General features: G+C 60.9%; 27 protein-coding genes. 4 read left to right on the top strand and 23 right to left on the bottom strand.

What is annotated here, in order from left to right; translation table 11 throughout:
• The first annotated feature begins 111 nt into the window (after nucleotides 1–111).
• Nucleotides 112–414, top strand: coding sequence for a hypothetical protein (locus tag J9870_RS05200; RefSeq protein WP_210642980.1), 303 nt, complete (start codon nucleotides 112–114; stop codon nucleotides 412–414).
• Between the two features lies 1 nt (nucleotide 415).
• On the opposite strand, the gene guaA is transcribed toward J9870_RS05200, so the two are convergent.
• The 4 genes from guaA to J9870_RS05180 all read right to left on the bottom strand — a co-directional run bounded on the left by guaA (nucleotide 416) and on the right by J9870_RS05180 (nucleotide 5,173).
• Nucleotides 416–1,993 (bottom strand): glutamine-hydrolyzing GMP synthase, encoded by a 1,578-nt coding sequence (gene guaA / locus J9870_RS05195; RefSeq protein ID WP_210642979.1) that lies wholly within the window; start codon nucleotides 1,991–1,993, stop codon nucleotides 416–418.
• A 79-nt stretch (nucleotides 1,994–2,072) separates the two neighbouring features.
• Nucleotides 2,073–3,542, bottom strand: a complete 1,470-nt coding sequence (guaB, locus tag J9870_RS05190) for an IMP dehydrogenase (protein WP_210642978.1) — start codon at nucleotides 3,540–3,542, stop codon at nucleotides 2,073–2,075.
• A gap of 244 nt (nucleotides 3,543–3,786) precedes the next feature.
• Nucleotides 3,787–4,335 (bottom strand): sugar ABC transporter ATPase, encoded by a 549-nt coding sequence (locus J9870_RS05185; RefSeq protein WP_210642977.1) that lies wholly within the window; start codon nucleotides 4,333–4,335, stop codon nucleotides 3,787–3,789.
• Nucleotides 4,336–4,405: 70 nt separating this feature from the next.
• The gene (locus tag J9870_RS05180) at nucleotides 4,406–5,173 is read right to left on the bottom strand and encodes a sulfite exporter TauE/SafE family protein (protein WP_210642976.1); all 768 of its coding nucleotides are present in this window, start codon (nucleotides 5,171–5,173) and stop codon (nucleotides 4,406–4,408) included.
• A gap of 229 nt (nucleotides 5,174–5,402) precedes the next feature.
• On the opposite strand from J9870_RS05180, the gene xseA reads away from it, so the two are divergent.
• The 3 genes from xseA to leuA all read left to right on the top strand — a co-directional run bounded on the left by xseA (nucleotide 5,403) and on the right by leuA (nucleotide 9,742).
• The gene (xseA, locus tag J9870_RS05175) at nucleotides 5,403–6,782 is read left to right on the top strand and encodes an exodeoxyribonuclease VII large subunit (RefSeq protein WP_024616421.1); all 1,380 of its coding nucleotides are present in this window, start codon (nucleotides 5,403–5,405) and stop codon (nucleotides 6,780–6,782) included.
• Between the two features lie 3 nt (nucleotides 6,783–6,785).
• The gene (locus tag J9870_RS05170; RefSeq protein WP_109753628.1) at nucleotides 6,786–7,607 is read left to right on the top strand and encodes a peptidoglycan DD-metalloendopeptidase family protein; all 822 of its coding nucleotides are present in this window, start codon (nucleotides 6,786–6,788) and stop codon (nucleotides 7,605–7,607) included.
• Nucleotides 7,608–8,062: 455 nt separating this feature from the next.
• Nucleotides 8,063–9,742, top strand: coding sequence for a 2-isopropylmalate synthase (leuA, locus tag J9870_RS05165; RefSeq protein ID WP_210642975.1), 1,680 nt, complete (start codon nucleotides 8,063–8,065; stop codon nucleotides 9,740–9,742).
• Nucleotides 9,743–9,892: 150 nt separating this feature from the next.
• On the opposite strand, the gene J9870_RS05160 is transcribed toward leuA, so the two are convergent.
• The 19 genes from J9870_RS05160 to iscU form a co-directional block, all read right to left on the bottom strand.
• The gene (locus tag J9870_RS05160) at nucleotides 9,893–10,855 is read right to left on the bottom strand and encodes a transposase (protein WP_210639263.1); all 963 of its coding nucleotides are present in this window, start codon (nucleotides 10,853–10,855) and stop codon (nucleotides 9,893–9,895) included.
• Nucleotides 10,856–11,099: 244 nt separating this feature from the next.
• On the bottom strand, nucleotides 11,100–11,516 hold the full coding sequence (locus tag J9870_RS05155; RefSeq protein WP_210642974.1) for a hypothetical protein: 417 nt from the start codon (nucleotides 11,514–11,516) through the stop codon (nucleotides 11,100–11,102).
• A gap of 67 nt (nucleotides 11,517–11,583) precedes the next feature.
• Nucleotides 11,584–12,375: an amidohydrolase gene (locus J9870_RS05150; protein ID WP_210642973.1), complete on the bottom strand. Its 792-nt coding sequence runs from the start codon at nucleotides 12,373–12,375 to the stop codon at nucleotides 11,584–11,586.
• Entirely contained in the window at nucleotides 12,363–13,511 is a 1,149-nt protein-coding gene (locus J9870_RS05145) for a pyridoxal phosphate-dependent aminotransferase (RefSeq protein ID WP_210642972.1), read from the bottom strand. Before J9870_RS05145 ends, J9870_RS05150 begins: the two co-directional genes overlap by 13 nt.
• A gap of 237 nt (nucleotides 13,512–13,748) precedes the next feature.
• Complete coding sequence (der, locus tag J9870_RS05140) at nucleotides 13,749–15,221, bottom strand: ribosome biogenesis GTPase Der (RefSeq protein ID WP_210642971.1); 1,473 nt, start codon at nucleotides 15,219–15,221, stop codon at nucleotides 13,749–13,751.
• Nucleotides 15,222–15,358: 137 nt separating this feature from the next.
• Complete coding sequence (bamB, locus tag J9870_RS05135) at nucleotides 15,359–16,510, bottom strand: outer membrane protein assembly factor BamB (RefSeq protein ID WP_210642970.1); 1,152 nt, start codon at nucleotides 16,508–16,510, stop codon at nucleotides 15,359–15,361.
• Nucleotides 16,503–17,144, bottom strand: coding sequence for a tetratricopeptide repeat protein (locus J9870_RS05130; protein WP_210642969.1), 642 nt, complete (start codon nucleotides 17,142–17,144; stop codon nucleotides 16,503–16,505). The genes bamB and J9870_RS05130 overlap by 8 nt, the downstream gene beginning before the upstream one ends.
• 40 nt (nucleotides 17,145–17,184) lie before the next feature.
• Nucleotides 17,185–18,474 carry a histidine--tRNA ligase gene (gene hisS, locus J9870_RS05125; protein WP_135843832.1) on the bottom strand — a complete coding sequence of 430 codons (1,290 nt, stop codon included), beginning with the start codon at nucleotides 18,472–18,474 and terminating at the stop codon, nucleotides 17,185–17,187.
• 25 nt (nucleotides 18,475–18,499) lie between these two features.
• Nucleotides 18,500–19,609, bottom strand: a complete 1,110-nt coding sequence (gene ispG / locus J9870_RS05120; RefSeq protein ID WP_003185136.1) for a flavodoxin-dependent (E)-4-hydroxy-3-methylbut-2-enyl-diphosphate synthase — start codon at nucleotides 19,607–19,609, stop codon at nucleotides 18,500–18,502.
• A gap of 3 nt (nucleotides 19,610–19,612) precedes the next feature.
• Entirely contained in the window at nucleotides 19,613–20,623 is a 1,011-nt protein-coding gene (locus J9870_RS05115) for a RodZ family helix-turn-helix domain-containing protein (RefSeq protein WP_210642968.1), read from the bottom strand.
• Nucleotides 20,623–21,381, bottom strand: a complete 759-nt coding sequence (gene pilW, locus J9870_RS05110) for a type IV pilus biogenesis/stability protein PilW (protein ID WP_210642967.1) — start codon at nucleotides 21,379–21,381, stop codon at nucleotides 20,623–20,625. The genes J9870_RS05115 and pilW overlap by 1 nt, the downstream gene beginning before the upstream one ends.
• A gap of 12 nt (nucleotides 21,382–21,393) precedes the next feature.
• Complete coding sequence (rlmN, locus tag J9870_RS05105) at nucleotides 21,394–22,542, bottom strand: 23S rRNA (adenine(2503)-C(2))-methyltransferase RlmN (protein WP_210642966.1); 1,149 nt, start codon at nucleotides 22,540–22,542, stop codon at nucleotides 21,394–21,396.
• 28 nt (nucleotides 22,543–22,570) lie between these two features.
• The gene (ndk, locus tag J9870_RS05100; RefSeq protein ID WP_042727994.1) at nucleotides 22,571–22,996 is read right to left on the bottom strand and encodes a nucleoside-diphosphate kinase; all 426 of its coding nucleotides are present in this window, start codon (nucleotides 22,994–22,996) and stop codon (nucleotides 22,571–22,573) included.
• 88 nt (nucleotides 22,997–23,084) lie between these two features.
• Complete coding sequence (iscX, locus tag J9870_RS05095) at nucleotides 23,085–23,285, bottom strand: Fe-S cluster assembly protein IscX (RefSeq protein WP_210642965.1); 201 nt, start codon at nucleotides 23,283–23,285, stop codon at nucleotides 23,085–23,087.
• 13 nt (nucleotides 23,286–23,298) lie between these two features.
• The gene (fdx, locus tag J9870_RS05090) at nucleotides 23,299–23,640 is read right to left on the bottom strand and encodes an ISC system 2Fe-2S type ferredoxin (protein ID WP_003198002.1); all 342 of its coding nucleotides are present in this window, start codon (nucleotides 23,638–23,640) and stop codon (nucleotides 23,299–23,301) included.
• A 3-nt stretch (nucleotides 23,641–23,643) separates the two neighbouring features.
• Nucleotides 23,644–25,506 (bottom strand): Fe-S protein assembly chaperone HscA, encoded by a 1,863-nt coding sequence (hscA, locus tag J9870_RS05085; RefSeq protein ID WP_210642964.1) that lies wholly within the window; start codon nucleotides 25,504–25,506, stop codon nucleotides 23,644–23,646.
• A gap of 50 nt (nucleotides 25,507–25,556) precedes the next feature.
• Nucleotides 25,557–26,078 (bottom strand): co-chaperone HscB, encoded by a 522-nt coding sequence (gene hscB, locus J9870_RS05080; protein ID WP_003197997.1) that lies wholly within the window; start codon nucleotides 26,076–26,078, stop codon nucleotides 25,557–25,559.
• A gap of 8 nt (nucleotides 26,079–26,086) precedes the next feature.
• Nucleotides 26,087–26,410 carry an iron-sulfur cluster assembly protein IscA gene (gene iscA / locus J9870_RS05075; RefSeq protein ID WP_030139597.1) on the bottom strand — a complete coding sequence of 108 codons (324 nt, stop codon included), beginning with the start codon at nucleotides 26,408–26,410 and terminating at the stop codon, nucleotides 26,087–26,089.
• A 24-nt stretch (nucleotides 26,411–26,434) separates the two neighbouring features.
• A complete protein-coding gene (gene iscU, locus J9870_RS05070; protein WP_003185157.1) occupies nucleotides 26,435–26,821 on the bottom strand; it encodes a Fe-S cluster assembly scaffold IscU in 387 nt (128 codons plus the stop codon).
• Nucleotides 26,822–26,839 lie beyond the last annotated feature (18 nt).

Here is a 26,839-nt window from a genome sequence, read left to right as displayed (position 1 = left end):
ATACGCAGGATGTCACGCGCTTGCCCGGCGCATTTGCCATGGGCGCGGGCGGCCTCGACCGTACGGGCGATCAGGTCCCAAGACGCTCACCCAACTAAAGCTCCCAACTCTTTGAAAGCCACTCCAGGTAAACGTCGGCCTTCTTTCGCAACGTTGACCTGCATCCATGGCCCAGCCATCGTCAGCAAGCTGATATTTCAAGGTAAAGGTAAATTCCATTGTTCTATTCCCCAGCATCGCCATCAGCCCTCCAACGCTGTCACGGCATGTCATTGCAGTTGGAGGCTTGATGAAACTTGGAATGGGCCTGCAGAAATGAAAAAAGCCCTGTGGAAGTTATCCACAGGGCTTTTGATCAAGGCAGGTGCCGAAACCAATACAGGTACCTTCAGCGGTACCGGTATTTACGCCTGACTCATTCCCACTCAATCGTCGCCGGCGGCTTGCTCGACACGTCATACGTCACGCGAGAGATGCCTTCAATCTCATTGATGATCCGCCCGGAAACGGTCTCCAGCAGCTCGTACGGCAGGTGCGCCCAGCGCGCAGTCATGAAGTCGATGGTTTCCACGGCACGCAGGGCCACGACCCAGGCGTAACGACGGCCATCGCCAACCACACCAACGGATTTCACTGGTTGGAACACCACGAAGGCCTGGCTGACCTTGTGGTACCAGTCGGCCTTGCGCAGTTCTTCGATGAAGATGTGGTCGGCACGACGCAGCAGGTCGGCGTATTCCTTCTTCACTTCACCGAGGATCCGCACGCCCAGGCCTGGGCCTGGGAATGGGTGGCGGTAGACCATGTCGTAAGGCAGGCCCAGCTCCAGGCCGAGGCGACGCACCTCGTCCTTGAACAGTTCGCGCAGCGGTTCGACCAGCTTGAGGTTCATCTCTTCCGGCAGGCCACCAACGTTGTGGTGGGACTTGATCACGTGGGCCTTGCCGCTCTTGGCGCCGGCGGACTCGATCACGTCGGGGTAGATGGTGCCCTGGGCCAGGTACTTGATGTTGTCCAGCTTGCAGGATTCGGCATCGAACACGTCGATGAAGGTGCGGCCGATGATCTTGCGCTTCTTCTCCGGGTCGGACTCGCCGGCCAGGTTGTTCAGGAACTGCTCTTCGGCGTTGGCGCGGATCACCTTGACGCCCATGTTCTCGGCGAACATGGCCATCACTTGCTCGCCTTCGTGCAGGCGCAGCAGACCGTTGTCGACGAAGACGCAGGTCAGTTGGTCGCCAATGGCCTTGTGCAGCAATGCGGCAACCACCGAGGAGTCCACACCGCCGGACAGGCCCAGCAGCACGTTGTCGGTGCCGACTTGAGCACGGACCTGGGCGATGGCGTCTTCCGCGATTTTCGACGGGGTCCACAGGGCTTCGCACTCGCAGATGTCGAGGATGAAGCGCGACAGGATACGGCCACCTTGCTTGGTGTGGGTCACTTCCGGGTGGAACTGCACACCGTAGTAACGGCGGTCATCGTTGAACATGCCGGCAATCGGGCAGCTCGGGGTGCTGGCCAGGATGTGGAAGTCTTCCGGCATCTTGGTGACCTTGTCACCGTGGCTCATCCACACGTCGAGGCCGAACAGGCCGTCGGCGTCGATATGGTCCTCGATGCCGTCCAGCAGGCGGCTCTTGCCGACCACGTCAACGCGGGCGTAACCGAACTCACGCAGGTCGGAGCCTTCTACCTTGCCGCCCAGTTGTTCAGCCATGGTCTGCATGCCGTAGCAGATACCGAAGACCGGCACGCCCAGGTCGAACACCGCTTGCGGGCAGCGCGGGCTGTTGGCTTCGTGCACGGACTCGGGGCCGCCGGCGAGGATGACGCCTTTAGGCGCGAATTCGCGAATCGCTTCATCATCCATGTCGAACGGATGCAATTCGCAGTACACGCCGATTTCACGCACGCGGCGGGCGATCAGTTGGGTGTACTGGGAACCGAAGTCGAGGATCAGGATGCGGTGAGCGTGAATGTCGAGGGCCATGACTCATTCTCATGTAGTGAATCAGAAACAACTCGGGGCTGAATGAACAGCCCCGGTGATTAACGTTTTACTGGAGGCCTTAACCTACTCGGTAGTTCGGCGCTTCCTTGGTGATCTGTACGTCGTGGACATGGGACTCGGCCATGCCGGCACCGGTGATACGCACGAATTCCGGCTTGGTGCGCATCTCTTCGATGTTGGCGCTGCCGGTGTAGCCCATGGAAGAACGCAGGCCACCCATCAGTTGATGGATGATGGCGCTCAGGGTGCCTTTGTACGGCACGCGCCCTTCGATACCTTCCGGCACCAGCTTCTCGGCACCCGCGGAGGAGTCCTGGAAGTAACGGTCGGAAGAGCCCTGGGCCTGGGACATGGCGCCCAGCGAACCCATGCCGCGGTAGGCCTTGTAGCTACGGCCCTGGAACAGTTCGATCTCGCCCGGTGCTTCTTCGGTACCGGCGAACATCGAACCCATCATCACACAGGAGGCACCGGCGACGATGGCCTTGGACAGGTCACCGGAGAACCGGATGCCGCCGTCGGCGATCAACGGTACGCCAGTGCCTTCAAGGGCAGCGGCGACGTTGGCGATGGCGCTGATCTGCGGCACGCCGACACCGGCAACGATACGGGTGGTGCAGATCGAGCCAGGGCCGATACCGACCTTGACTGCGTCGGCACCAGCTTCGGCCAGGGCCTTGGCGGCAGCGCCGGTGGCGATGTTGCCGCCGATCACCTGCACTTCCGGGAAGTTCTGCTTGACCCAACGAACGCGGTCGATCACGCCTTTGGAATGGCCGTGAGCGGTGTCGACCACCACCACATCGACGCCAGCCGTCACCAGGGCCGCGACACGATCACCGGTGTCCTTGCCGGTGCCGACCGCTGCGCCTACACGCAGACGCCCCTGGTCGTCCTTGCTGGCCAGCGGGTAAGCCTTGGCTTTTTCGATGTCGTTGACGGTCATCATGCCCTTGAGGGCGAATTTGTCGTCGACGATCAGCACGCGCTCGATGCGGTGCTTGTGCAGCAATTCGCGGACTTCGTCCTTGCTGGTGCCTTCCTTGACCGTGACCAGGCGCTCTTTAGGCGTCATCACTTGACGGACGGTGGCATCCAGGCGGTTCTCGAAGCGCACGTCGCGGGAGGTGACGATGCCGACCAGGTCGCCATCGTGCAGCACCGGAACGCCGGAGATGTTGTGCATGCGGGTCAGTTCGAACAGATCGCGAACCGTGGCGTCAGCCTCGATGGTGATCGGGTCCTTGACCACGCCAGCCTCGAACCGCTTGACCTTGCGCACTTCGGCGGCCTGCTGTTCGATGGTCATGTTCTTGTGGATGATACCGATACCGCCTTCCTGGGCCATGGCAATGGCCAGACGGGCTTCAGTCACGGTGTCCATGGCGGCGGAAACCAACGGTATATTCAGTTCGATGCCACGGGTGAGACGGGTTTTGAGACTGACTTCGTTAGGCAGTACTTCGGAATAACCGGGCACTAGGAGAATGTCGTCGAAGGTCAGAGCTTCTTGGCTGATACGCAGCATCGCGGGGGCTCCCGAGCGGGAAAATGGAAGCGCGCCATTATACTCATGGACCCTGTCTGGCTCAATGTAAAACTCTGTCTATTATTGCCGGGGTGATCGATGGGCTAAATCAATGCCTGACTGCCAACACATTTCCCTGTGGGAGCGAGCTTGCTCGCGATGGCGGGGGTGTCATTCACTTATATGTAGCTGACCCACCGCTTTCGCGAGCAAGCTCGCTCCCACACCGGTTACCGCGTCGCCTCTATAGTTCCACCTTCACCCAACTCACCGGCTGGTCCAGCCAATCGGCGAACTCATCCAGAAACGCCTGCTTGAACCCCGCCTCCAGCCAATTATTGAAAATGAAACCCAAATTCGAGAAGCCGCAGGGCTGCAGGAACAGAAAGCCATTGATGTCGTCTTCGTGGCCACATTCAGGGCAGGTGAAGTTGTCGGTGCGGGCCGGCATCCAGTCTTCCAGGCTTTCGAACAACGCCTCGCCGATTTCCTTGCGGCACTCGGCACAACCCGCTTCCTCCAGAAAGCCTTTGGCCGGGGTGTAGATGCAGCGCTTGGTGATGATTTCCAGGCCATTGATCGCTTCGCCAAACGGCAAGGCTTCGGGGTGCATGACCACGTCGCGGGCACCAGGGGCGATGGCGTGGGCCATGCGATTGCCGGTGCGCCCGCAGGTGGTCAGTTGTTCTTCGACGATATTCTTGCGCACCAGCCAGCGCACAATCGCCCGGGCCCGAGGCTCGTGGACTGGCAAGGTGGAAATTTTCGGGACGATGATGCTTTGCGAGTTCATGGCGAGGCCTGGCTATTCCCCTGGCAGGGTCTGATCAAAGGCCGGCAGCTTAATCCCTGGTGGGGCCAGGTCAAGCACTCAGGTAGCGCCCGATCAATGCGAGGCCGCTGGCAAGCACCAGCCAGGTGACCAACCGCACGAACGCCTCTCGCGACATCTTCATGGTCAAGCGACGCCCTACCCACAGCCCCAGCGCCATGGCCGGCAACAAACACAGCGCCAGTACCAGCAAGGGTAGCTCGGCATACACACCCGCGACGGCGAACAGACTCAGACGCACCACGGTACTGCAACTGATCAGCGCACTTTGGGTGGCACGGGCCGGTTCCTTGGGCAAGCGGCTGTTCAGGTAGATGGCATATAAAAAGCCGCCGCTGCCAAACAATGCGCCGAACATCCCGCCCACCGTGCCCATCGGGAACGCCCATAGCGCCGACAACTGCGCCGGCCGCCTTTTTATCAACAGGCTGTAGAGCGCATAGGCGCTGATGAATAGCCCCATCAACAACAGCAACAGGTCGGACTTGAGGCTGAGCAGGAAAATCACCCCCAGGGTGCAGCCTACTGCCATGCAAGGCAGCAACCGCAGCAACTCCGGCCGGGAGACGTCCCGACGCGACGGCAGCAGATTGCCAAAGGCGGCGACAAAATCCAGCAGCACTAAAAGCGGCACGATTTTCGACAACGGCATGAACAGCAGCAGAATCGGCCCGGCCACCAGCGCCGTGCCAAACCCGGCGATGCCGAACACGATGTAGGCCAGAGCGATGGCCAGGCCGATCACCAGCCATTGCGTTGGCGCGAATGCCCATTGGCCTAACCATGACAGAAAATCCATTGCCGACTTCCTTGGTGACGAAGGGGGCGACTTTAGCCAGATCCAGGGCGACACATCCAGCATTTGTGGTGACTGACCCATTGCAATCGCGAGCAGGCTCGCTCCCACAGGGGATCTGTGTCGCAGCGAAGATCCAGTGTGGGAGCGAGCCTGCTCGCGATGCAGACGACTCGGTCTAATTGTCTGCACACATGGAGATTCACCGGCGAATGCCCTTATCATGCCGCCCATGATTAAAGATCCCTTTGCCCGACTGGGCCTGGACCGCGAGGTCCTGACTGTCAGCCAGCTCAACGGCCGTGCTCGGGTGTTGCTCGAAGACGTATTCAGCAACATCTGGGTCGAGGGCGAGATCTCCAACCTCGCCCGTCCGGCTTCCGGCCACGTGTATTTCACCCTCAAGGACAGCGGCGCCCAGGTGCGTTGCGCGCTGTTCCGGCAGAACGCCGCACGGGTACGCCAGGCCTTGAAAGACGGGCTGGCGGTGAAGGTGCGCGGCAAGGTCTCGCTGTTCGAGGGCCGTGGCGACTACCAACTGATCCTCGACACCGTGGAGCCGGCCGGCGATGGCGCCCTGCGCCTGGCCTTCGATGCCCTGAAGGAAAAGCTCAGCGCCGAAGGCCTGTTCAGCGCCGAGCGCAAGGTGCCGCTACCGGCCCATCCGCAACGCATCGGCATCATCAGCTCGCCCACCGGCGCAGTGATCCGCGACATCATCAGCGTCTTCCGCCGCCGGGCACCGCAGATCGCCCTGACCCTGATTCCTACTGCCGTGCAGGGCCGCGAAGCCACCGCGCAAATCGTCCGCGCCCTGAAACTGGCCGATGCCCGGGGTTTCGATGCGCTCATCCTGGCCCGCGGCGGCGGTTCGCTGGAGGACTTGTGGTGCTTCAACGAAGAGGCCGTGGCCCGCGCGGTGGATGCCTGCGTCACGCCAATCGTCAGCGCCGTCGGCCATGAGACCGACGTGTCCATCAGCGATTTCGTCGCCGACGTGCGCGCCCCTACCCCGTCCGCCGCCGCCGAGCTACTGGCCCCGGATGCGGGCGATCTGGTACGTCGGGTCGAAAGCCTGCATCGCCGGCTAGTGATGCGCATGCGCGACCGTCTGATGCGCGATCAACTGCGCCTCGAAGGCCTCACCCGCCGCCTGCGTCATCCCGGTGAACGCCTGCGCCAGCAAGCCCAACGCCTCGACGACCTGGACATGCGCATGCGCCGGGCCTTCGAGCGCAGCCTCAATACCCGCCGCGAACGGCTGATCCGCCTGGAAACCCGCCTGGCCGGGCAACACCCGGGCCGGCAACTGGCATTGCTGCGCCAGCGCCTGGACAGCCTCGCTGAACGCCTACCCCGGGCCATGCGCGAAGGCCTGAAGACGCGCCGGGTACAATTGCACAACCAAATGCAGACGTTGCACATCGTCAGCCCCCTGGCGACCCTTGGCCGGGGCTACAGCATTTTGCTCGACGAACGCGGCCAGGCGATCCGCAGCGCCGGGCAAACCCAGACCGGCCAACGCCTGACCGCCAAGCTTGGCGAAGGCGAACTGCTGGTGCGGGTCGAAGACAATCACCTGACGCCGGTCACCCTTTCTTTACTGGATTGATTCATGCCGCGATATCTCGCCCCATTGCTCCTGCTGTGCCTGACCTTCAACGCCCACGCCGACAGCTACATCAGCCGCCTGTTGAACAAACCGGTGCCCGGCGGCGTGGCCGTGGTGGACCTGGGCAGCGCGGCCAAGGCGCCGAAAGCCAGTTACCAGGGCAAACCGGTGCTGGTGGTCAAGGAGCAGGACAACTGGCTGGCGATTGTCGGCATCCCGCTGACAGTTCAACCCGGCACCCAGCAGATCAGCAGTGGCGGCAGCACCCAGCCGTTCGTGGTCGGCTATAAAAAGTACCCGGAACAACACATCACCCTGAAGAATAAACGCCAGGTCAACCCAAACCCGGCAGACCTCAAGCGCATCGACGCCGAACTGGCCGTGCAACTGAAGGCCTACCGCAGCTTCAGCCCGAACATCCCCAGCAACCTGCTGCTGGACAAACCGGTCAACGGCCCGCTGTCGAGCAAGTTCGGCGTGCGTCGGTTCTTCAACGGCGAAGAACGCAACCCCCACGCCGGCCTGGACTTCGCCGTGCCCGCCGGCACGCCGATCAAGACCCCGGCCGCCGGCAAAGTGATCCTCACCGGCAATTACTTCTTCAATGGCAACACGGTATTCGTCGATCACGGCCAAGGCTTCATCAGCATGTTCTGCCACATGTCGAAGATCGACGTGAAGGTCGGCCAGCAACTGGCCCGCGGCACGGTGGTGGGCAAGGTCGGCGCCACCGGCCGGGCGACCGGGCCGCACATGCACTGGAACATCAGTCTGAACGATGCGCGGGTGGATCCGGCGATTTTCATTGGGGCGTTTCAGCCCTGAGCCTTGCGCAAGGCTACTGGCCTCTTCGCGAACAGGCTCGCTCCCCCATGGGTATTTCGGCGTTCTGAAAAACGCCGCTGTACCTGTGGGAGCGAGCTTGCTCGCGATGACGGGAGTAGCATCACCACCTCCCCATGGATTGCCGAGCTACAAACATCGACGCAATAAAACTACAAATCCCCCAATAACACGCGATTAAATCTCGCAAACCCTTCCAAAAACAGAACTTCTCTCAATTTTTCCCGACTGCTTGCGATCCGCCCCTCACGCGGTTAGGGTTGAGGGCATGAAAACCTCTCACACCCTCATCCAGCTTCGCCAGCATCGCAGCCTGTGCCTCGTCAGCGCACGACTGCCGGGCTGAATCGCGGCACCTCGCTCCGGCTCTGAAGCCAACCCCATTCGAACCACCGGCAGGCCGCCTCTTTCCGGCCACGACAATAAGGATTCCTCCGATGAGCATGCTCAAAGACCCGTCTTCCAAATACCGCGCCTTCCCGACCATCAACCTGCCGGATCGCACCTGGCCGTCGAAGACCATCACCGCCGCGCCGATCTGGTGCAGTTCCGACCTGCGCGACGGCAACCAGTCGCTGATCGAGCCAATGGACGCGGTGAAAAAACTGCGCTTCTGGAAAACCCTGGTGGCCGTGGGCGTCAAGGAAATCGAAGCATCGTTCCCGGCGGCTTCGCAGACCGATTTCGACTTCGTGCGCACCCTCATCGAAGAAGGCCACATCCCGGACGACACCACCATCCAGGTGTTGACCCAGGCTCGTGAAGACCTGATCGCCCGTACCTTCGAATCCCTGCACGGGGCGAAAAAAGCCATCGTCCACCTGTACAACGCCACCAGCCCGTCGTTCCGCCGCATCGTGTTCAACCAGGACAAGGAAGGCGTGAAGGAAATCGCGGTGAACGCGGCCAAGCTGTTCGTCAAATACGCCGCGCAGCAGCCAGAAACCCAGTGGCAGTTCGAGTACTCGCCAGAAACCTTCAGCGCCACCGAGCTGGAGTTCGCCAAGGAAGTCTGCGACGCGGTGATCGAAGTGTGGAACCCGACGCCTGAGCGCAAGGTGATCCTCAACCTGCCGGCCACCGTGGAAGTCGCCACCCCGAACATCTACGCCGACCAGATTGAATGGTTCGGTCGCAACATCACCCGTCGTGACAGCGTGATCATCAGCCTGCACACCCACAACGACCGTGGCACTGGCGTCGCGGCCACCGAGCTGGGCCTGATGGCTGGCGCCGACCGTGTCGAAGGCTGCCTGTTCGGCAACGGCGAGCGCACCGGCAACGTCGACCTGGTGACCGTAGCACTGAACCTCTACACCCAGGGCATCGACCCTGAGCTGGATTTCTCCGACATCGACGGCGTGCGCAAAGTGGTCGAAGAGTGCAACCAGATCCCGGTGCACCCGCGTCATCCGTACGTGGGCGACCTGGTTCACACCGCGTTCTCCGGCTCGCACCAGGACGCCATCCGCAAAGGTTTCGCACAGCAGAAATCCGATGGGCTGTGGGAAGTGCCGTACCTGCCGATCGACCCGGCCGACATTGGCCGCAGCTACGAGGCAGTGATTCGGGTCAACAGCCAGTCCGGCAAGGGCGGTATCGCCTACCTGCTGGAGCAGGAGTACGGCATCAGCCTGCCGCGCCGCATGCAGATCGAATTCAGCCAGGTGGTACAGCGCGAGACCGATCGCCTGGGCCTGGAAATGACCGCCCAGCAGATCCACAGCCTGCTGCAACGCGAATACCTGCAAGCCAACACTCCGTACGCGCTGGTCAGCCATCGCCTGCAGGAAGAAAACGGCAACAGCGCCGTGGAAGTGGAAGTGGCCAGCAAGGGCCAGGGCGAAACCAACCTGCACTGGCGCGGCAAGGGCAACGGCGCACTGGAGGCGCTGGTGGCCGGGTTGCCGATTCCAGTGGAGATCATGGACTACAACGAACACGCCATCGGCGCCGGCACCAATGCCAAGGCTGCGGCGTATATCGAACTGCGGGTCAACGGTGAGCGTGCGGTGCACGGCGTAGGCATTGACGAAAACATCACCACCGCCAGCTTCAAGGCCCTGTTCAGCGCGCTGAACCGCTCGCTGAGCCAGCCGGAAGCCAAGGCGGCCTGATCCTCTGATGAAATGCAAAAGGCCCCGGGGTGTGAACCCTGGGGCCTTTTTGTTTCGCTGATATTATTGCGCTGGCTGTTCCGGCCTCATCGCGAGCAAGCTCGCTCCCACACTGGATCTGCGGTGAACACAGATCAAATGTGGGAGATTCTATGTTGCAGGGGAACCCTGCAACCGTGAATTTGGTTGGTATTCGCTCTGATTTTTCATCAGGGCGAATGCTACCCGACACAACTTGCGGGCAAGGATAACCAAGGCCTGAGTTCTGGCCAGGCCTCGTGCCAAGAAGGCCTCATAGTAAGGTTTCCAGGCAGGAGACCGACAGGCCGCCATCGCGGCGTTGTGCGCCAGGCGTCGTAGCTCCCCGTCCCCTTTTTTGCTCAAGTGACGAGGACTGTGCTTCTTCCCTGAGTCTTTTGGACGCAAATCCATCCCCAAGAAAGCAATGAATGCATCGCCACTGACAAAGTGACCGCGCATGAATGCGGTCGCCAAGCCAATGGCCGTCAGTTCACCAATCCCTTCAATGGCTTTGCAGCGGTTGATGTTTTCAGTGATCCCTACCGCTTGGCTGGCCTCACGCATTAGCTTCTGAATGGCCTGATCGGACTCTTTGAAGACCTCCAACTGCCGGGCCAAGATGTCCTTTAGGCACGGTTCGTTCGAAAAACTCAGCACGATACTGACACGGGCCTTGATGAGTGCCGCACGTTTTCTAAGCAGGTTTTTTAACACTTTGTAGGCTTCTGGAGGTGGGCTCCAGATACGCAGCCTTGCTTGCTCGTTCGTTAGATAACGAGCCAGCAAACGCGCATCACAAGGATCAGTTTTAGCCCGCAGCCCAATACTTTCACGGTAATGGGCCACCCGATAAGGATCCACAACGTAAACATGAAACCCCATTCCATGGGCCAGCTCAGCTGTGTCCAGGTGATAAAAACTGGTGGCTTCCAGCGCAATCGAGCTTTGGGCTGGTAGCGTTTTGAGCCACCGGCCAAGAGCTTCGCGATTGTTGGCGATGGCTTGAGTGATTTTCAGGTCTTCGCGGTAAACGACGATTTCGGCCTTCGCTACATCGATACCAATAACCGTTGGTGAGTTAAGGATTGTCATGACGAATCCTCGGAGCTAGGGTTTAGGTGCTTGTCGGGGTCTACCTTTGCGCTGGCTTGCCTCTATCGTCGGTTTTACCGATGAATTCCTTATCGGCGCTTTAGGTAGAAAGGGCGGAACGAGAAGTCTCCCACGGTCCGTACTGGCTAGAGTCGGAATCGAGCTTTTAGTCCCGCCCACCCCTTCAAGTCTAAACATACAAGCGAGCTTGCTCGCGATGGCGGCCTGTCAGGCAACCGAGATGTCAGGCATGGGTATCAATCGAGACTGTCATCGCTTGCAACAGCGACGCCCGCAGGGTTTGCAGCGTCGCCTGGGTGCCCATGATCTGGGTCTGGAGAGCCATCGCCTGCTGGGCTTTCTGCTCTTCGCTGGCTTGGCTCTTCTGCACGCGGGCCAGTTGGGCTTGCTGCTGGGCCAGTAGTTTTTCGGCCTGCTCGATCTGCTTCTTCAACTGCTCGATGGTGCTGTCACCCGTCTCGGCACCCGCGCCGGCGACGTTTGCGCCACGAGTGTCGACCTGTAGTGTCTTGTCTTTGTCATCATCAGTTTCAGTCGCGGCGACAGGACTGACCGTTTTCTCTTCTTCCGCCCCCTTGATAGAAACTTTAGAGGCTGACATCGGGTACGGGTTGACGGTGGTTGCGCTGATACTGGTCATGAGCATTCTCCTTGGCTGACCGTTTATCGGCATCCAATCCCGTTCCTGAAGGGCTGAATCGTTTCAATCAGATGAATTCGAAGCGGTCGGCATCCAGGTTCGCCGGAAACCGCGCCCGATACGCTGCCAGGTCCACCGCGTTCAAGCACACCGTGAACACCCCGTCTGCCTCGCCGGCACTGAGCAGAGTCTCGCCCTGGAAATCCAGCACCTGACTATCACCGGTGTAGGCGAAACCCTTGCCGTCGGTGCCGATGCGGTTCACTGCCGCCACGTAGCACAGGTTCTCGATTGCCCGGGCCGGCAGCAGCCGATTCCAATGCTGGCGCCGGGCGCCTGGCCAGTTGGCGGTGTACAGCAACAGGTCGGTGTCCTCGGCGTCACGGCTCCAGACCGGGAAGCGCAGGTCGTAGCAAATCAGCGGGCGAATGCGCCAGCCCTTGAGTTCGAACAGCACCTGGCGCTCGCCCGGCGTGTAATGGTTGTGCTCCCCGGCCATGCGAAACAGATGGCGCTTGTCGTAATGCAATACCTCGCCGTCCGGGCGCGCCCAGAGCAGACGATTGCGGTGGCTGCCGTCCGCCGCCTGAATGATCACACTACCGGTGATGACCGCGTCCAGCTTCGCCGCCTGGGCCTTGAGCCACTTGTGCGCAGGGCCGTGCTCCGGCTCCGCCAGGCGCTCGGACTCCATGGAAAACCCCGTGGTGAACATTTCCGGCAGGATGATCAGGTCCGCGCCACGCGCCTGTGCAAGCAAACCTTCGAAATGCTCCAGGTTGGCCTGGCGGTCGTGCCAGGCCAGGGTGGTCTGGACCAGCGCCACATTCAGGTTGGGCAACGCAGTCAGATCACGCATAGTTTTTCCGCCGCTTCACGCAGCGTCTCCTCGCGCTTGGCAAAGCACAGGCGCACCAGGCGCTGGCCTTCGGGTGGGTTCTGGTAGAACACCGAGACTGGGATCGTCGCCACGCCGTGCTCACGGGTCATCCATACCGCCATGTCGACGTCATTCAGGTCCGGACGGATTTGCGAATAATCCACCAACTGGAAATAAGTACCGGTCACTCGCTTGAAGCTGAACCGCGACGGCGCCAGTAGATCGCAGAACAGGTCGCGCTTGGCCTGGTAGAAATCCGGCAATTCTTCGACATGCTCCGGATGCTCGGCCATGTAGTCGGCCAGGGCGTATTGCAACGGCGTCACGCCGCAGAAGCTGACGTATTGATGCACCTTGCGCAGCTCCGCCGTCAGGGCCGCTGGCGCCACCACGTAGCCGGTTTTCCAGCCGGTGACGTGGTAGGTCTTGCCGAACGAGCTGACCACGAAGGCCCGCCGATACAGCTCTTCATGGGCCAGGACGCTGGCGTGGGCGACGCCGTCGAACACCAGGTGTTCGTAGACCTCGTCGCTGATCAGGTAAATGTCGCGGTCGCGAATCAGTGCCGCCAGTTGATCCAGTTCGGCGCGACTGATCAGGGCGCCACTGGGATTGTGGGGGCTATTGAGGATGATCATCCGCGTACGCGGGCTCAACGCTTCGCTGAGCCTCTGGAAATCGATGGCGAAGTCATCCAGGCCCAACTGCACATGCACGCAACGCCCGCCGGCCAACTGCACCGCCGGCTCGTAACTGTCATAGCAAGGGTCGAACACGATCACTTCGTCGCCGCTGTGAACCACCGCCGCAATGGCACAGAAAATCGCCTGGGTCGCGCCGGGAGTCACGGTCACTTCTTGATCGGCATCGACGCTGGCGCCGTAACTGCGGGCGATCTTCGCCGCGATCTGCTGGCGCAGCGCCGGCAAACCGGTCATGGGCGAGTATTGGTTATGGCCTTGGGCGATATGCCGGCCGACTGCATCGCGCAGGGCCTGCGGACCATCGAAATCGGGAAACCCCTGGGACAGATTGAGCGCGCCGGTCTGCGCGGCGAGCTGGGACATCTGGGTGAAAATAGTGATGCCGACATTCGGCAACTTGCTGGTGATCATCGAGGGTTCCCTGGGTCTGCACCCGGCTCTGGTGCGGCACGGGAGAGGTCGAGGATAGCCCAATCGCCGGGCATGAAAAAGGGTGCCACACAGGGCACCCTTCTTACGCTGACACAACTCATACCCTGTGAGAGCGAGCTTGCTCGCGATGGCGGTGGATCAGCGTGCATCCCTGTTGATGTACTGCCGCTATCGCGAGCAAGCTCGCTCCCACAGTGGAACTGCGGTGACTATCGATCAGCGCTTGTCACGACGCTTCTTGTCAGCCTTCTTGTGGTGCGACATCAAGCGGCGCTTCTTGTTGACCTGGCGGTCGGTGAGCGTGTTCTTGTTGCCTTCGTACGGGTTTTCGCCGCCCTTGAACTCGATACGGATCGGCGTGCCGACCAGCTTCAGGACGCGACGATAGGTGTTTTCCAGGTAACGGACGTACGACTTGGGCACCTTCTCGATCTGGTTACCGTGAATCACGATGATCGGCGGGTTGGCACCGCCCAAGTGGGCGTAACGCAGCTTGATCCGGCGGTTGTTAACCATCGGTGGCGCGTGCTCGCCAACGGCGTCTTCGAGAATCTGGGTCAGGCGGTTGGTCGGCCAGCGGGTGACCGCCGACTTGAACGAGTTCTGCACAGAGGCGTAGAGGTTGCCCACGCCGGTACCGTGCAGGGCCGAGATGAAGTGGATATCGGCAAAGTCGACGAAGAACAGCCGACGCTGCAATTCGACCTTGACGAAATCCCGCTCGCTCGGCGTCATGCCGTCCCACTTGTTGATCGCGATAACCAACGCACGACCGGCTTCCAGGGCAAAGCCCAGCAGGTTGAGGTCGTGATCGACCACACCCTCGCGGGCATCCATCACGAAGATCACCACGTTGGCGTCCTTGATCGCCTGCAAGGTTTTGACCACGGAGAATTTTTCGACTTCTTCGTGGATCTTGCCGCGCTTGCGCACACCGGCGGTGTCGATCAGCGTGTACTTCTCTTCGTTACGCTCGAAGGGGATGTAGATGCTGTCGCGGGTGGTGCCGGGTTGGTCGTACACGATCACCCGGTCTTCGCCGAGCATGCGGTTGACCAACGTCGACTTGCCGACGTTCGGGCGACCGATGATGGCGATCTTGATCCCGTCTTTTTCGCTCGGGCCGGGAATGCGCTTGGCTTCCTCGCCTTCGGCAACGACCTCTTCCTCGCCGTCTTCCGGCTCGTCTTCGTCGTCTTTCGGGAAATCAGCCAGGGCGATTTCCAGCATCTGGGTGATGCCACGACCGTGGGCACCGGCGATCGGGATCGCCTGGCCCATGCCCAGCGGGGCGAACTCGGCGCGGGCCATGTCCGGGTCGATGTTGTCGACCTTGTTGGCGACCACGTAGGAACGCTTGTTACGTTTGCGCAAATGCTCGGCGATCATCTGGTCGGCGGCGGTAAAACCGGCCTTGGCGTCTACCAGGAACAGCACCACATCGGCTTCTTCGATGGCGAGCAGCGATTGCTCGGCCATTTTTTCGTCCATGCCGTGTTCATCACCGGAGATGCCGCCGGTGTCGACCAGAATATAGGTACGCCCTTGCCACTTGGCCTCACCGTATTGGCGATCACGGGTCAGACCGGACAAGTCGCCGACAATGGCGTCGCGAGTCCTGGTCAGGCGGTTGAACAAGGTGGACTTGCCGACGTTCGGTCGGCCCACCAGGGCGATTACGGGAACCATGCGGCTCTCCACTTCGTTATTTCAGAAAATACAAAAGCCGCTGCTAGGCAGCGGCTGGTGCTCGGGGCAGCACTGTGGGAACAGGCTTGCTTGCTCCCACAGGTGAAGCCGCTTGGGGGATTAGCCCAAGCATAGTCTTACTTGATGGTCAGGGCTTCCAGTTTGCCGCTGTTGCCATACACATAAATCATGTTGCCCGCCACCAGCGGACGGGCACGCAGGCCGTCGCTGTCGATGCGCTCACGGCCGACGAAACGGCCGTCCACCTGGCTGAGCAGGTGCAGGTAACCTTCCAGGTCACCCACTGCAACGTAGCTGGAGAACACTTCCGGAGCCGACAGTTGACGACGGGCCAGGGAGTCGTTGCTCCACAACGCAGTGGTGGAACGCTCGTCGACGCCTTCAACCGTGCCCGAGGACAGGCTTACGTAGACGCTGCCAAAGCCCTGGGCGACACCGGCGTAGCTGGACGCATCGCGCTGCCACAACGGACGACCGCTTTCCAGGTCCAGCGCCGCAACGCGACCCTGGTAGCTGGCGACATACAGCGTACCGCCGGACAGCAGCAGGCCGCCGTCGATGTCGACCACGCGCTCCAGTTCCGAACGGCCTTGCGGGATGGCTACGCGCTGTTCCCAGACCGGCACGCCGTTGGAAATATCCAGGGCGACCACTTTACCGGTCGACAACCCAGCCACCGCGAGGCGGTTGGTGACGACTGGCGCACTGGTGCCACGCAAGGTCAGTACTGCCGGGGTGCTGTCATACAACCAGCGCTGGTTACCGGTAGCGGCATCCAGGCCGATCAGACGGTCATCCTGGGTCTGGACCACGACCACGTCACCGTTGGTTGCAGGCGGTGCGAGCACTTCACTGGTCACGCGGGCGCGCCATTTTTCTTCACCGCTGCTCGCGTCCAAGGCAACGATCTCACCCTTGAGCGTGCCGATCATGACCAGCCCGTAACCCACGCCAACGGCGCCGGAGACGGGCAGTTCGAGATCTTTCTTCCACTTGACGTCGCCGTTGCTGCGATCCATCGCCATAACCACGCCAGTGACATCACCGGCATAGATGGTGTCGCCGTCGATGGCTGGAACCAGCATGTTGTAGGTTTCACCCTGGCCGTCACCGATGGAGCGGCTCCACTGCTTCTGCAACACGACTTCTTCTTTGAAGTCGGTCAACTCGGCCGGAGGCAGTTCTTTCTTGCTGTTGCTGCTGCAACCCGCGGCCAGAATGGCCAGAGCCAGCAATGCTGCATGTTTCCAACGGATCACGTCACGCATCCCCTTTGGCCAGGTCGTCCAGCTTGATTTGCAGGCCACCGACTGCGGCTTCATCCGACAGCGCAGCCTTGGCTTTTTGGTAGGCCGCATGGGCCTCATCAGCACGACCCAGCTGTACCAGCAGGTCGCCCTTGAGTTCTTCGCGGGTCGCCAGGAAGGCCTTGTCGGCATCGCCGTCGAGCAGCTTCAATGCGTCTTCGGCCTTGTTCTGTGCCGCCAGCACCTGCGCCAGGCGCTGACGGGCCACTTCGCCCAGGGTCGGGTTGGCCGGCTTGTCGACGATAGCTTTGAGTTCGGTGGCAGCGTCGTCCAGCTTGCCGCTGTCCACGGCAACCTTGGCCACGAACAGGCGACCGTATTGCGCGTAGGCAGTGCCGCCGAATTCGCTGTTGAGCTTGCCGGACAGGTCCGCCACACGGGCAGGGTCAGGCTTGCCGTCCGGGGTCAGGGTGGTTTCCAGCAATTGCTGGTAGAGCACCGAGGCGCCTTGCGACTGGTTGCTCTGGTATTTCTGGTAGGCCTGCCAGCCGAACACGATGACCAGCGCCAACAGGCCGCCAGTGACCAGCGGCTTGCCGTTGCGCGTCCACCAGTCCTTCAAATCCGCCAGCTGTTCATCTTCGGTACTCGACACCCCAATACTCCTTAATCGCTAAATCGGCTGTTTGACAGCTTCAACCCTGCACGACGCAGGTGGCCAGGTGTGCAGCAAGCGCATCCCAGGCAATACTTTGTTGTTCGCCCTGGCCACGCAGGGGTTTGAAACCTACCACTTGTTGGGCCAGTTCGTCGTCACCGAGGATCAGTGCATACAGCGCACCGCTCTTGTCGGCCTTCTTGAATTGGCTCTTGAAACTGCCGGCGCCGGCGTTGATCTGCAGGCGCAGGTTGGGCAACTGGTCGCGGACCCGTTCGCTCAACGTCAGGGCCGCCAGTTCGGCTGCCTCGCCGAAGGCGCACAGGTAAACGTCGACCTGACGGGCCAGTTCCTCCGGCACCTTGTCCAGGGCCTCAAGCATCAGCACCAGGCGCTCGATGCCCATGGCGAAACCCACGCCCGACGTCGGCTTGCCGCCCATCTGTTCCACCAGGCCGTCGTAACGGCCGCCGGCACACACAGTGCCCTGGGCGCCGAGCTTGTCAGTGACCCATTCGAAAACGGTCTTGCTGTAGTAATCCAGGCCACGAACCAGTTTCGGGTTGATCACGTAAGGAATACCGGCGGCGTCCAGGCGGGCCTTGAGCCCCTCGAAGTGCACGCGGGACTCTTCGTCGAGGTAGTCGGCCATTTTTGGCGCATCCACCAGTACGGCCTGCGTGTCCGGGTTCTTGGTGTCCAGCACTCGCAGCGGGTTGGTCTTCAACCGGCGCTGGCTGTCTTCGTCCAGGTGCTCGAGGCGGGCCGAGAGAAACTCCACCAGTGCGTCACGGTAGCGAGCGCGGGCTTGGGCGGTGCCGAGGCTGTTGAGCTCAAGCTTGACTGCATCACGAATGCCCAACTCGCCCCACAGGCGCCAGGTCAGCACGATCAGTTCGGCGTCGATGTCCGGGCCGTCGAGGTTGAACACCTCGCAACCGATCTGATGAAACTGGCGATAGCGGCCTTTCTGCGGACGCTCGTGACGGAACATCGGGCCGATATACCAGAGCTTCTGCACCTGGCCGCCGCCGGTGATGCCGTGCTCGAGCACCGCACGCACGCAGGCCGCCGTGCCTTCCGGGCGCAGGGTCAGGGAATCGCCGTTGCGGTCGTCGAAGGTGTACATCTCTTTTTCGACGATGTCGGTCACTTCACCGATGGAGCGCTTGAACAGCTCGGTGAACTCGACGATCGGCATGCGGATCTGCCGGTAACCGTAGTTATCCAGCAAACGCGCCACGGTGCCCTCGAAATAGCGCCACAGGGGCGTCTGCTCGGGCAGGATGTCGTTCATGCCACGAATGGCTTGCAGAGACTTGCTCACAGGTAATCCTTAAAAATTCGTTTGCTCAGCCGCGTGCGATGACCGCTGCGTCGGCTTCGACCTTTTCGGCCGCTTTCTGGCGGATCAGCCTTTCCAGCTCATCCACCAGATTGTCATTCGTCAGTTTCTGCGACGGCTTGCCGTCGATGTAAATCAGGTTCGGCGTACCGCCAGTCAGGCCGATATGGGCCTCCTTGGCTTCGCCCGGCCCGTTGACCACGCAACCGATCACCGCGACATCCAGCGGCACCAGCAGGTCTTCGAGGCGCCCTTCCAGCTCGTTCATGGTCTTGACCACATCGAAGTTCTGCCGCGAGCAGCTCGGGCAGGCGATGAAGTTGATCCCACGGGAACGCAGGTGCAGAGATTTGAGAATGTCGTAGCCGACTTTCACTTCCTCGACCGGATCAGCCGCCAACGAGATGCGGATGGTATCGCCAATCCCTTCGGCGAGCAGCATACCGAGGCCGACGGCGGATTTCACCGTGCCCGAACGCAACCCACCGGCTTCAGTGATGCCCAGGTGCAGTGGCTGGACGATTTCCTTGGCCAGCAAGCGGTAGGCTTCAACGGCCATGAACACGTCGGAAGCCTTCACGCTGACCTTGAAGTCCTGGAAATTCAGGCGTTCGAGGTGCTCGACATGGCGCAGGGCCGACTCCACCAGCGCAGCCGGGGTCGGTTCGCCGTATTTCTTTTGCAGGTCTTTTTCCAGGGAACCGGCGTTCACACCGATACGGATCGGAATGCCACGGTCGCGGGCAGCATCCACCACGGCGCGTACGCGGTCTTCGCGACCGATGTTGCCCGGGTTGATGCGCAGGCAGTCCACACCCAGCTCGGCCACGCGCAGGGCAATGCGGTAGTCGAAATGGATGTCGGCCACCAGCGGCACCTTGACCAACTGTTTGATCTTGCCGAACGCCTCGGCGGCGTCCATGTCCGGCACCGAAACCCGCACGATGTCGACACCGGCGGCTTCCAGGCGATTGATCTGCGCGACCGTGGCGGCCACGTCGTTGGTGTCGCTGTTGGTCATGCTCTGCACAGCGATAGGCGCATCGCCGCCGACAGGCACGTTACCCACCCAGATCTTGCGGGACTCGCGACGTTTGATTGGAGATTCGCCGTGCATGACTTATTGACCCAACTTCAGGCGAGCGGTCTCGCCACTGGTGAACGGAGCGATGTCGACCGGCTGGCCGTTGTAGCTGACCTGCGCGCCACGGGCATAACCCAGGCGCACGGCAAAGGGCGGCTTGCCGTTGATGGAGGTGCTATCGCCCTTGCGCTTGAGGCCACTGAACAGCACCTTGCCGTTGCCGTCGGTGACTTGCGTCCAGCAATCGGCGATAAATTGAATCTGTACCTGGCCTTCACCAGCGGCAGGCGCCACCGGAGCCACTGGCGCTGCCGGAACGACTGGAGCGGCGTGGGTCGCAGGCGCAGCCACGCTCGGCGCTGGCGCGGTCGGCGCGGCAGGTGCCGTGGCAATCGGCGCGCTGCCGGTGATCGGGGCAGCCGGAGCAGGTGCAGGAGCAACCGGCTCGGCGCCAGCTTCGGCATCCGCGCCATCTTGGCCTTGAGGCAGCGCCAGAGCGGTTTCGCCTTCGGCCTGGCCTTCCATGACGGCCTGGTCTTCCGGCTCGTCCAACGGATGGATCTGGGTGGTGCCGTCGGCACCTTCGACTTCGACGTGCTCAGGGTTCATGGCTACCGGTTCCTTGTTGCGCAAGGAAGCCTGATCCTGCCACCAGACAAAACCGCCACCAATCACCGCGATCAGCAACAACAGGCTGACGATGCGCAAGATGGTGTGGGAAACGCGCACCGGCTCTTCGATGCGACCCAGGCTGTGCACGTTGCTGCCTTGGGCATCGGAACCGGTGTACTGATCGAATTGCTGGACCAGCACGGTCTGGTCCATGCCGAGCAATTTGGCATAGGCGCGGATGTACCCGCGGGCGAAGGTATGCCCTGGCAGCTTGTCGAACGCGCCGCTTTCCAGATTGCCCAGGGAAGCCACGGTGAGATTGAGCTTGAGGGCCACTTCGGCCAGCGACCAACCATTGCTTTCGCGGGCTTGACGCAGGGTCTCACCGGGATTTACGCGAGTCGCTGCTACAACTTCAGGATGCGCCGCTTTCATCATTGCTCCGACAGGTATTGCTGATATTCCGGCGTACCGGGATAGAGTCTTTTTAGTTGCAGGCCATAACTGGCAGCCTTGTCGCGATCTTCAAACACATGTGCCAGCCGAACGCCGAGCAATAGACTACGTGCATTTTGCTCGCTCAGCAGGCTAAAACGTTCGTAATAGTCGCGGGCGGGCACATATTGCCTGTCTTCGTAGGACAACTCAGCCATTTCCAGCAATGCGCGCGGTTGCTGATGGTTGAGCCGCAGCGCCTTTTCGAGCTGCTGGCGGGCCAGGTCACGCTGGCCGAGTTTCGATGCCGTCATGCCGAGGTTCTCGAAAACTCGCGAACGCTCGGGATAAAGGGTGTCGGCGGCGGCCTGCTCAAACCGCTCGTAGGCGTCCTTGTAACGCTTCTGTTCGAACAGGAAGCTGCCGTAGTTGTTCAGGATCCGGGCATCCTGCGGGCGGCCGGACAGCGCCTTGCGAAAATGCTCGTCGGCCAGTTCCGGTTCCATCTCGGCCTGGAATACCAGGGCCAAGGCCGCGTTGGCGTCAGGGTCTGAACTGTCCAGCTCCAGGGCTTTCTTGAGCGGGACCTTGGCCCGTTCGGTCATGCCCTGCTGCAAATAGCCGATGCCCAGTTGCACATAGGCCACACGTGCCTCGTCGCGTCCCTTGCTGGTTTTCATCGGGTTGTAGTCACCCGACAGAACACAACCGGTGCACAGCCCGGCCAACAGCAAGATGAGCGCGAAGCGCAGGGACATAGAGTTCCTCTCTTAGTGACTGTTCGCAGCGTTTTGCGCCACATCGTCGCTGGCGTTCAATTCACGCACGGCAATGTAGCGCTCGCTGCGACGGGTGCGATCCAGCACCTGTCCTACCAATTGGCCACACGCGGCATCGATGTCTTCGCCGCGGGTGGTGCGCACAGTGACGTTGAAGCCGGCATGATGAAGCTGATCCTGGAAGCGACGAATCGCATTGTTGCTCGGACGCTCGTAACCGGAGTGCGGGAACGGGTTGAACGGGATCAGGTTGATCTTGCACGGGATGTTCTTGAGCAACTCGATCATCTCGACCGCATGCTCGACCTTGTCGTTCACGTCCTTGAGCAAGGTGTATTCGATGGTCAGTACGCGCTTTTCGCCCAGGGACGACATGTAGCGCTGGCACGACTCCAGCAGCATCTTAAGCGGATACTTCTTGTTGATCGGCACCAATTGGTTACGCAATGCGTCATTGGGTGCGTGCAGCGACAGCGCCAGGGAGACGTCGATGTGCTTGGCCAGCTCATCGATCATCGGCACCACGCCCGAGGTGGACAAGGTCACCCGGCGCTTGGAGATGCCATAGCCCAGGTCATCCATCATCAGGTGCATGGCGGCGATGACGTTGTCGAAGTTCAGCAGCGGCTCACCCATGCCCATCATCACCACGTTGGTGATGGCACGGTCGACGGTCGCCGGGACGCTGCCAAAGGATTTGTTGGCAATCCACACCTGGCCGATCACTTCGGCGGCGGTGAGGTTGCTGTTGAAGCCTTGCTTGCCGGTGGAGCAGAAACTGCAATCCAGGGCACAGCCTGCCTGGGACGAAACGCACAAGGTGCCGCGCTTGCCCTGGGGAATGTAGACGGTCTCGACGCAGCTGCCGGACGCCACGCGCACCACCCACTTACGGGTGCCGTCGCTGGAGATGTCCTCGCTGACCACTTCCGGACCGCGAATCTCAGCAACTGCCTTGAGCTTTTCGCGCAAGGCCTTGCTGACATTCGTCATGGCGTCGAAATCGTCGACGCCAAAGTGGTGAATCCACTTCATCACTTGGCCGGCACGGAAACGCTTCTCCCCGATCGAGTCGAAGAATTTCTCCATTTCCGGCTGGGTCAGGCCCAACAGGTTGGTTTTGCCGTTCGATGTAGTCATGGATTCACCTTCACTCAAAAGCCTGGGCTTAGCGAGTGGTTACTTCAGTAGCGGAGAAAAAGTAAGCGATTTCGCGAGCAGCAGCGGCTTCGGAGTCCGAACCGTGAACGGCGTTGGCGTCGATCGACTCGGCGAAGTCAGCGCGGATGGTACCGGCAGCAGCTTCTTTAGGGTTGGTAGCGCCCATCAGCTCACGGTTGCGAGCGATGGCGTTTTCGCCTTCCAGCACCTGAACGACAACCGGACCGGAAGTCATGAAAGCAACCAGTTCACCGAAGAAACCGCGCTCGCTGTGCTCAGCGTAGAAGCCTTCGGCTTCGGCTTTGGACAGTTGCTTCATTTTCGAAGCTACAACGCGCAGGCCAGCGTCTTCGAAACGGGTAACGATCTTGCCGATCACGTTTTTAGCAACGGCGTCAGGCTTGATGATGGAGAAAGTACGTTGAACAGCCATGGTGTAACTCCAGAAACGGTAATTTGCGAAAAATTAAACCCGCGAATTATACGCGGGTTCAGGGGTATTGCCTAACCTGCCAGGTGGATCAGTCGATTTCTTCGATCCAGAGCTGTTGGACGGCCTCCAAGACCTTCTCGCCACAACGGCCAGAGGTGTTGTCGAAATCGGGAAGCTCCATGATCCAGTGCTGCAACTCGACGAAATTGACAGCCATCGGGTTCACGTCCGGCTTGGCTTCGGCCAATTCTTCTGCGATGCGTTGTACATCATTCCAACCATAGCTCATGACAGTGTCACCATCAGTGCGGCGCTTCGGCCGCATGGTTAAGCGAATATTTCGGAATTTCGACCACCAGGTCCTCGGTGCCGACCTTGGCCTGGCACGTCAGGCGCGACGTCGGTTCCAGACCCCAGGCCCGATCAAGATAGTCCTCTTCCAGCTCATCGGCCTCATTCAGCGAGTCGAAACCTTCGCGAATGATGCAATGGCACGTGGTACAGGCACAGACGCCGCCGCAGGCGCTCTCGATCTCGATGTGGTTATCGTGGGCCACTTCAAGAATGGATTTGCCGGTTTCGGCCTCTACCACCATACCGTCCGGGCAATGCTCGGCGTGTGGCAGAAAAATGATCTGCGGCATCAGTTATTCCTCGATTTCATTCAGGTTGCGCCCCGCCAGGGCGGCTTTGACCGTCGAGTCCAGGCGGCGGGCAGCAAAGGCATCGGTGACTTGCGACAGACGCTTGGTCTGCAACTCGATGGCATAACCATCGGTACCTTTGATCAATTCGGACAGTTCCTGCATTTGCAGCTCGATGACCATGCGCTCTTCGGCGTCGAGCAAGCGCTCGCCATCGGCTTCAAGGGCACCTTGCACGGCTTCGATCAGGCGTTGGGCGTCGACCTGCTGCTCGCGCAGCACGCGAGCCACCTTGTCGTCGCTGGCATGCTGGAACGAATCCTTGAGCATCTTGGCGATTTCGCCGTCGGTCAGGCCGTAGGACGGCTTGACCTGGATGCTCGCCTCGACGCCCGAACCCAGTTCGCGAGCGGAGACATTGAGCAAGCCATCGGCATCGACCTGGAAGGTCACGCGAATCTTCGCCGCACCGGCCACCATCGGCGGGATGCCGCGCAATTCGAAACGAGCCAGGGAGCGGCAGTCGCTGATCAGTTCACGCTCGCCTTGCAGCACGTGGACCATCATCGCCGACTGACCGTCTTTATAGGTGGTGAAGTCCTGGGCGCGGGCAACGGGAATAGTGGTGTTGCGCGGAATCACCTTCTCCATCAGACCGCCCATGGTTTCCAGGCCCAGAGACAGCGGAATCACGTCGAGCAACAGCAGCTCGCCACCGTCTCGCTTGTTGCCAGCCAGGGTATCGGCCTGGATCGCGGCGCCGATGGCGACCACCTGGTCCGGGTCGATTTCGGTCAGCGGCTGGCGGCCAAAGGCCTCGGCAACGGCTTCGCGAACCCGAGGCACGCGGGTCGAACCACCGACCATGACCACGGCCTTGACGTCTTCGAACTCCACGCCGGAATCACGCACGGCACGGCGGCAGGCCTTGAGGCTGCGGGCGACCATGGGTTCGATCAACGCATCGAACGCTTCGCGGCTCAGGGAAGCTTTCCAGTCACCATAAGCGACTTCAACGGTGGCAGCGTCGGTCAAGGCTTCCTTGGCGGCGCAGGCGGTTTGCAGCAGATGGCGCTGGGCACCCGGATCGAGATCGGCGGACAGGCCCGCTTGCTCGATGATCCAGCCGGCAATGGCGTGGTCGAAGTCATCGCCGCCCAGGGCGCTGTCGCCACCGGTGGCCAGGACTTCAAAGACGCCGCCGGTCAGGCGCAGAATCGAAATATCGAAGGTGCCGCCGCCCAGGTCGTAGATCGCTACCAGGCCTTCGGCGTGCTGGTCCAGGCCGTACGCCACGGCAGCGGCGGTCGGCTCGTTGAGCAGGCGCAGCACGTTCAGGCCGGCCAGCTTGGCCGCGTCCTTGGTGGCTTGGCGCTGGGCGTCGTCGAAATAGGCCGGGACGGTGATGACCGCACCAACCAATTCCCCACCCAGTGCCGCTTCAGCGCGCTGGCGCAGCACCTTGAGGATATCGGCCGAGACTTCCACCGGGCTTTTCGGGCCCTGCACGGTTTCGATGAACGGCATGTGCGATTCGCCGCCAACAAAGCGGTACGGCAGTTGATCGCCCAATTGCTTGACGTCGGACAGACCACGACCCATCAAGCGCTTGACCGAGACAATGGTGTTCAGCGGATCGGTCGCGGCGGCCAGCTTGGCTGACTCGCCCACTTCAACGCGATCGGCGTGATAGCGCACGGCGGACGGCAGGATCACCTGCCCCTGCTCGTCGGCCAGCGGTTCGGAAAGACCGCTGCGCAAGGCAGCGACCAGGGAATTGGTAGTACCCAAGTCGATTCCCACAGCCAGGCGACGCTGGTGCGGTTGTGGACTTTGGCCGGGTTCGGCGATCTGCAGTAGGGCCATCGTAATCAGGACTTATCTGTAATCAGGCGTGCGACCGGAGCGGCACTGGGTTAATCGTCGAGGCGCTCTTCGAGCTGGCGCACTTCGTAGGTGAGCTTGTCGAGGAACTGCATGCGCCGCATCAGGCGTTCGGCCTGTTCACGTTGCGCGGCATCGTTCCAGCAGGCTGCGAAGCTTTCGTTCAATGTGTGCTGGGCATCTTTCAAGCGGCGCTTGAATACCGCGACACCGGCCAGGTCGGCGCTGTCCTGCAGGTCTTCGAGCTCTTCGCGCCATTGCATCTGCTGCAAAAGAAACTCGGGATCGTGGACGGTGACTTCCAGGGGCAGCTCATGACCGCTGATAGCGAGCAGGTAACGCGCGCGCTTGGCAGGACTCTTGAGCGTCTGGTACGCCTCGTTGAGGTTCGCAGACTGCTCGAGCGCCCGCCGCTGCTCGGCTTCGGAGGCGTCAGCAAAACGGTCCGGGTGGACACCACGGGCCAATTCCAGATAACGCGCGGACAACTGGTCAAGATCCAGCTGGAACGCAGGCTGCATCTGGAACAACGCAAAATGACAAGGAGTACCCACAAGCCGCCTCAGATGTTGAAGCTTTCGCCGCAGCCACATTCACCGCGCACGTTAGGGTTGTTGAACTTGAAGCCTTCGTTCAACCCTTCCTTGACGAAATCCAGTTCAGTGCCGTCCAGGTACGTCAGGCTTTTCGGGTCGATGATCACTTTCTGACCATGACTTTCGAACACCTGATCGTCTTCGCCTACTTCGTCGACGAATTCCAGCACGTAGGCAAGGCCAGAGCAGCCCGTGGTGCGAACACCCAGGCGGATACCCTCGCCCTTGCCGCGCCCCGCGAGGGAGCGCTGGACATGCTTAGCTGCCGCTTCTGTCATCTGGATAGCCATGGAAACTCCTTACCTGTGCACAGATCAGATCAAGCCTTTTTTCTGCTTGTAATCGCGAACAGCGGCCTTGATGGCGTCTTCGGCGAGTACCGAGCAGTGGATCTTCACGGGCGGCAAGGCCAGTTCTTCAGCCAGCTGGGTGTTCTTGATGGTTTCGGCTTCATCAAGGGTCTTGCCCTTCATCCACTCGGTGGCCAGGGAGCTGGACGCGATGGCGGAACCGCAGCCATAGGTCTTGAACTTGGCATCTTCGATGATGCCTTGCTCGTTGACCTTGATCTGCAGGCGCATTACGTCGCCGCACGCCGGGGCGCCGACCATGCCGGTGCCGACATCAGGATCCTGCGCGTCCATCTTGCCGACGTTGCGCGGGTTCTCGTAGTGGTCGATGACCTTTTCGCTATATGCCATTTGCTTCAATCCTCATCA

Origin of the sequence: Pseudomonas sp. Tri1 (assembly GCF_017968885.1) — a bacterium.
Taxonomy (GTDB): Bacteria; Pseudomonadota; Gammaproteobacteria; order Pseudomonadales; family Pseudomonadaceae; genus Aquipseudomonas.
The sequence above is the reverse complement of the archived record's forward strand: the minus strand, read 5'-3'. Positions and strand labels throughout refer to the sequence as shown.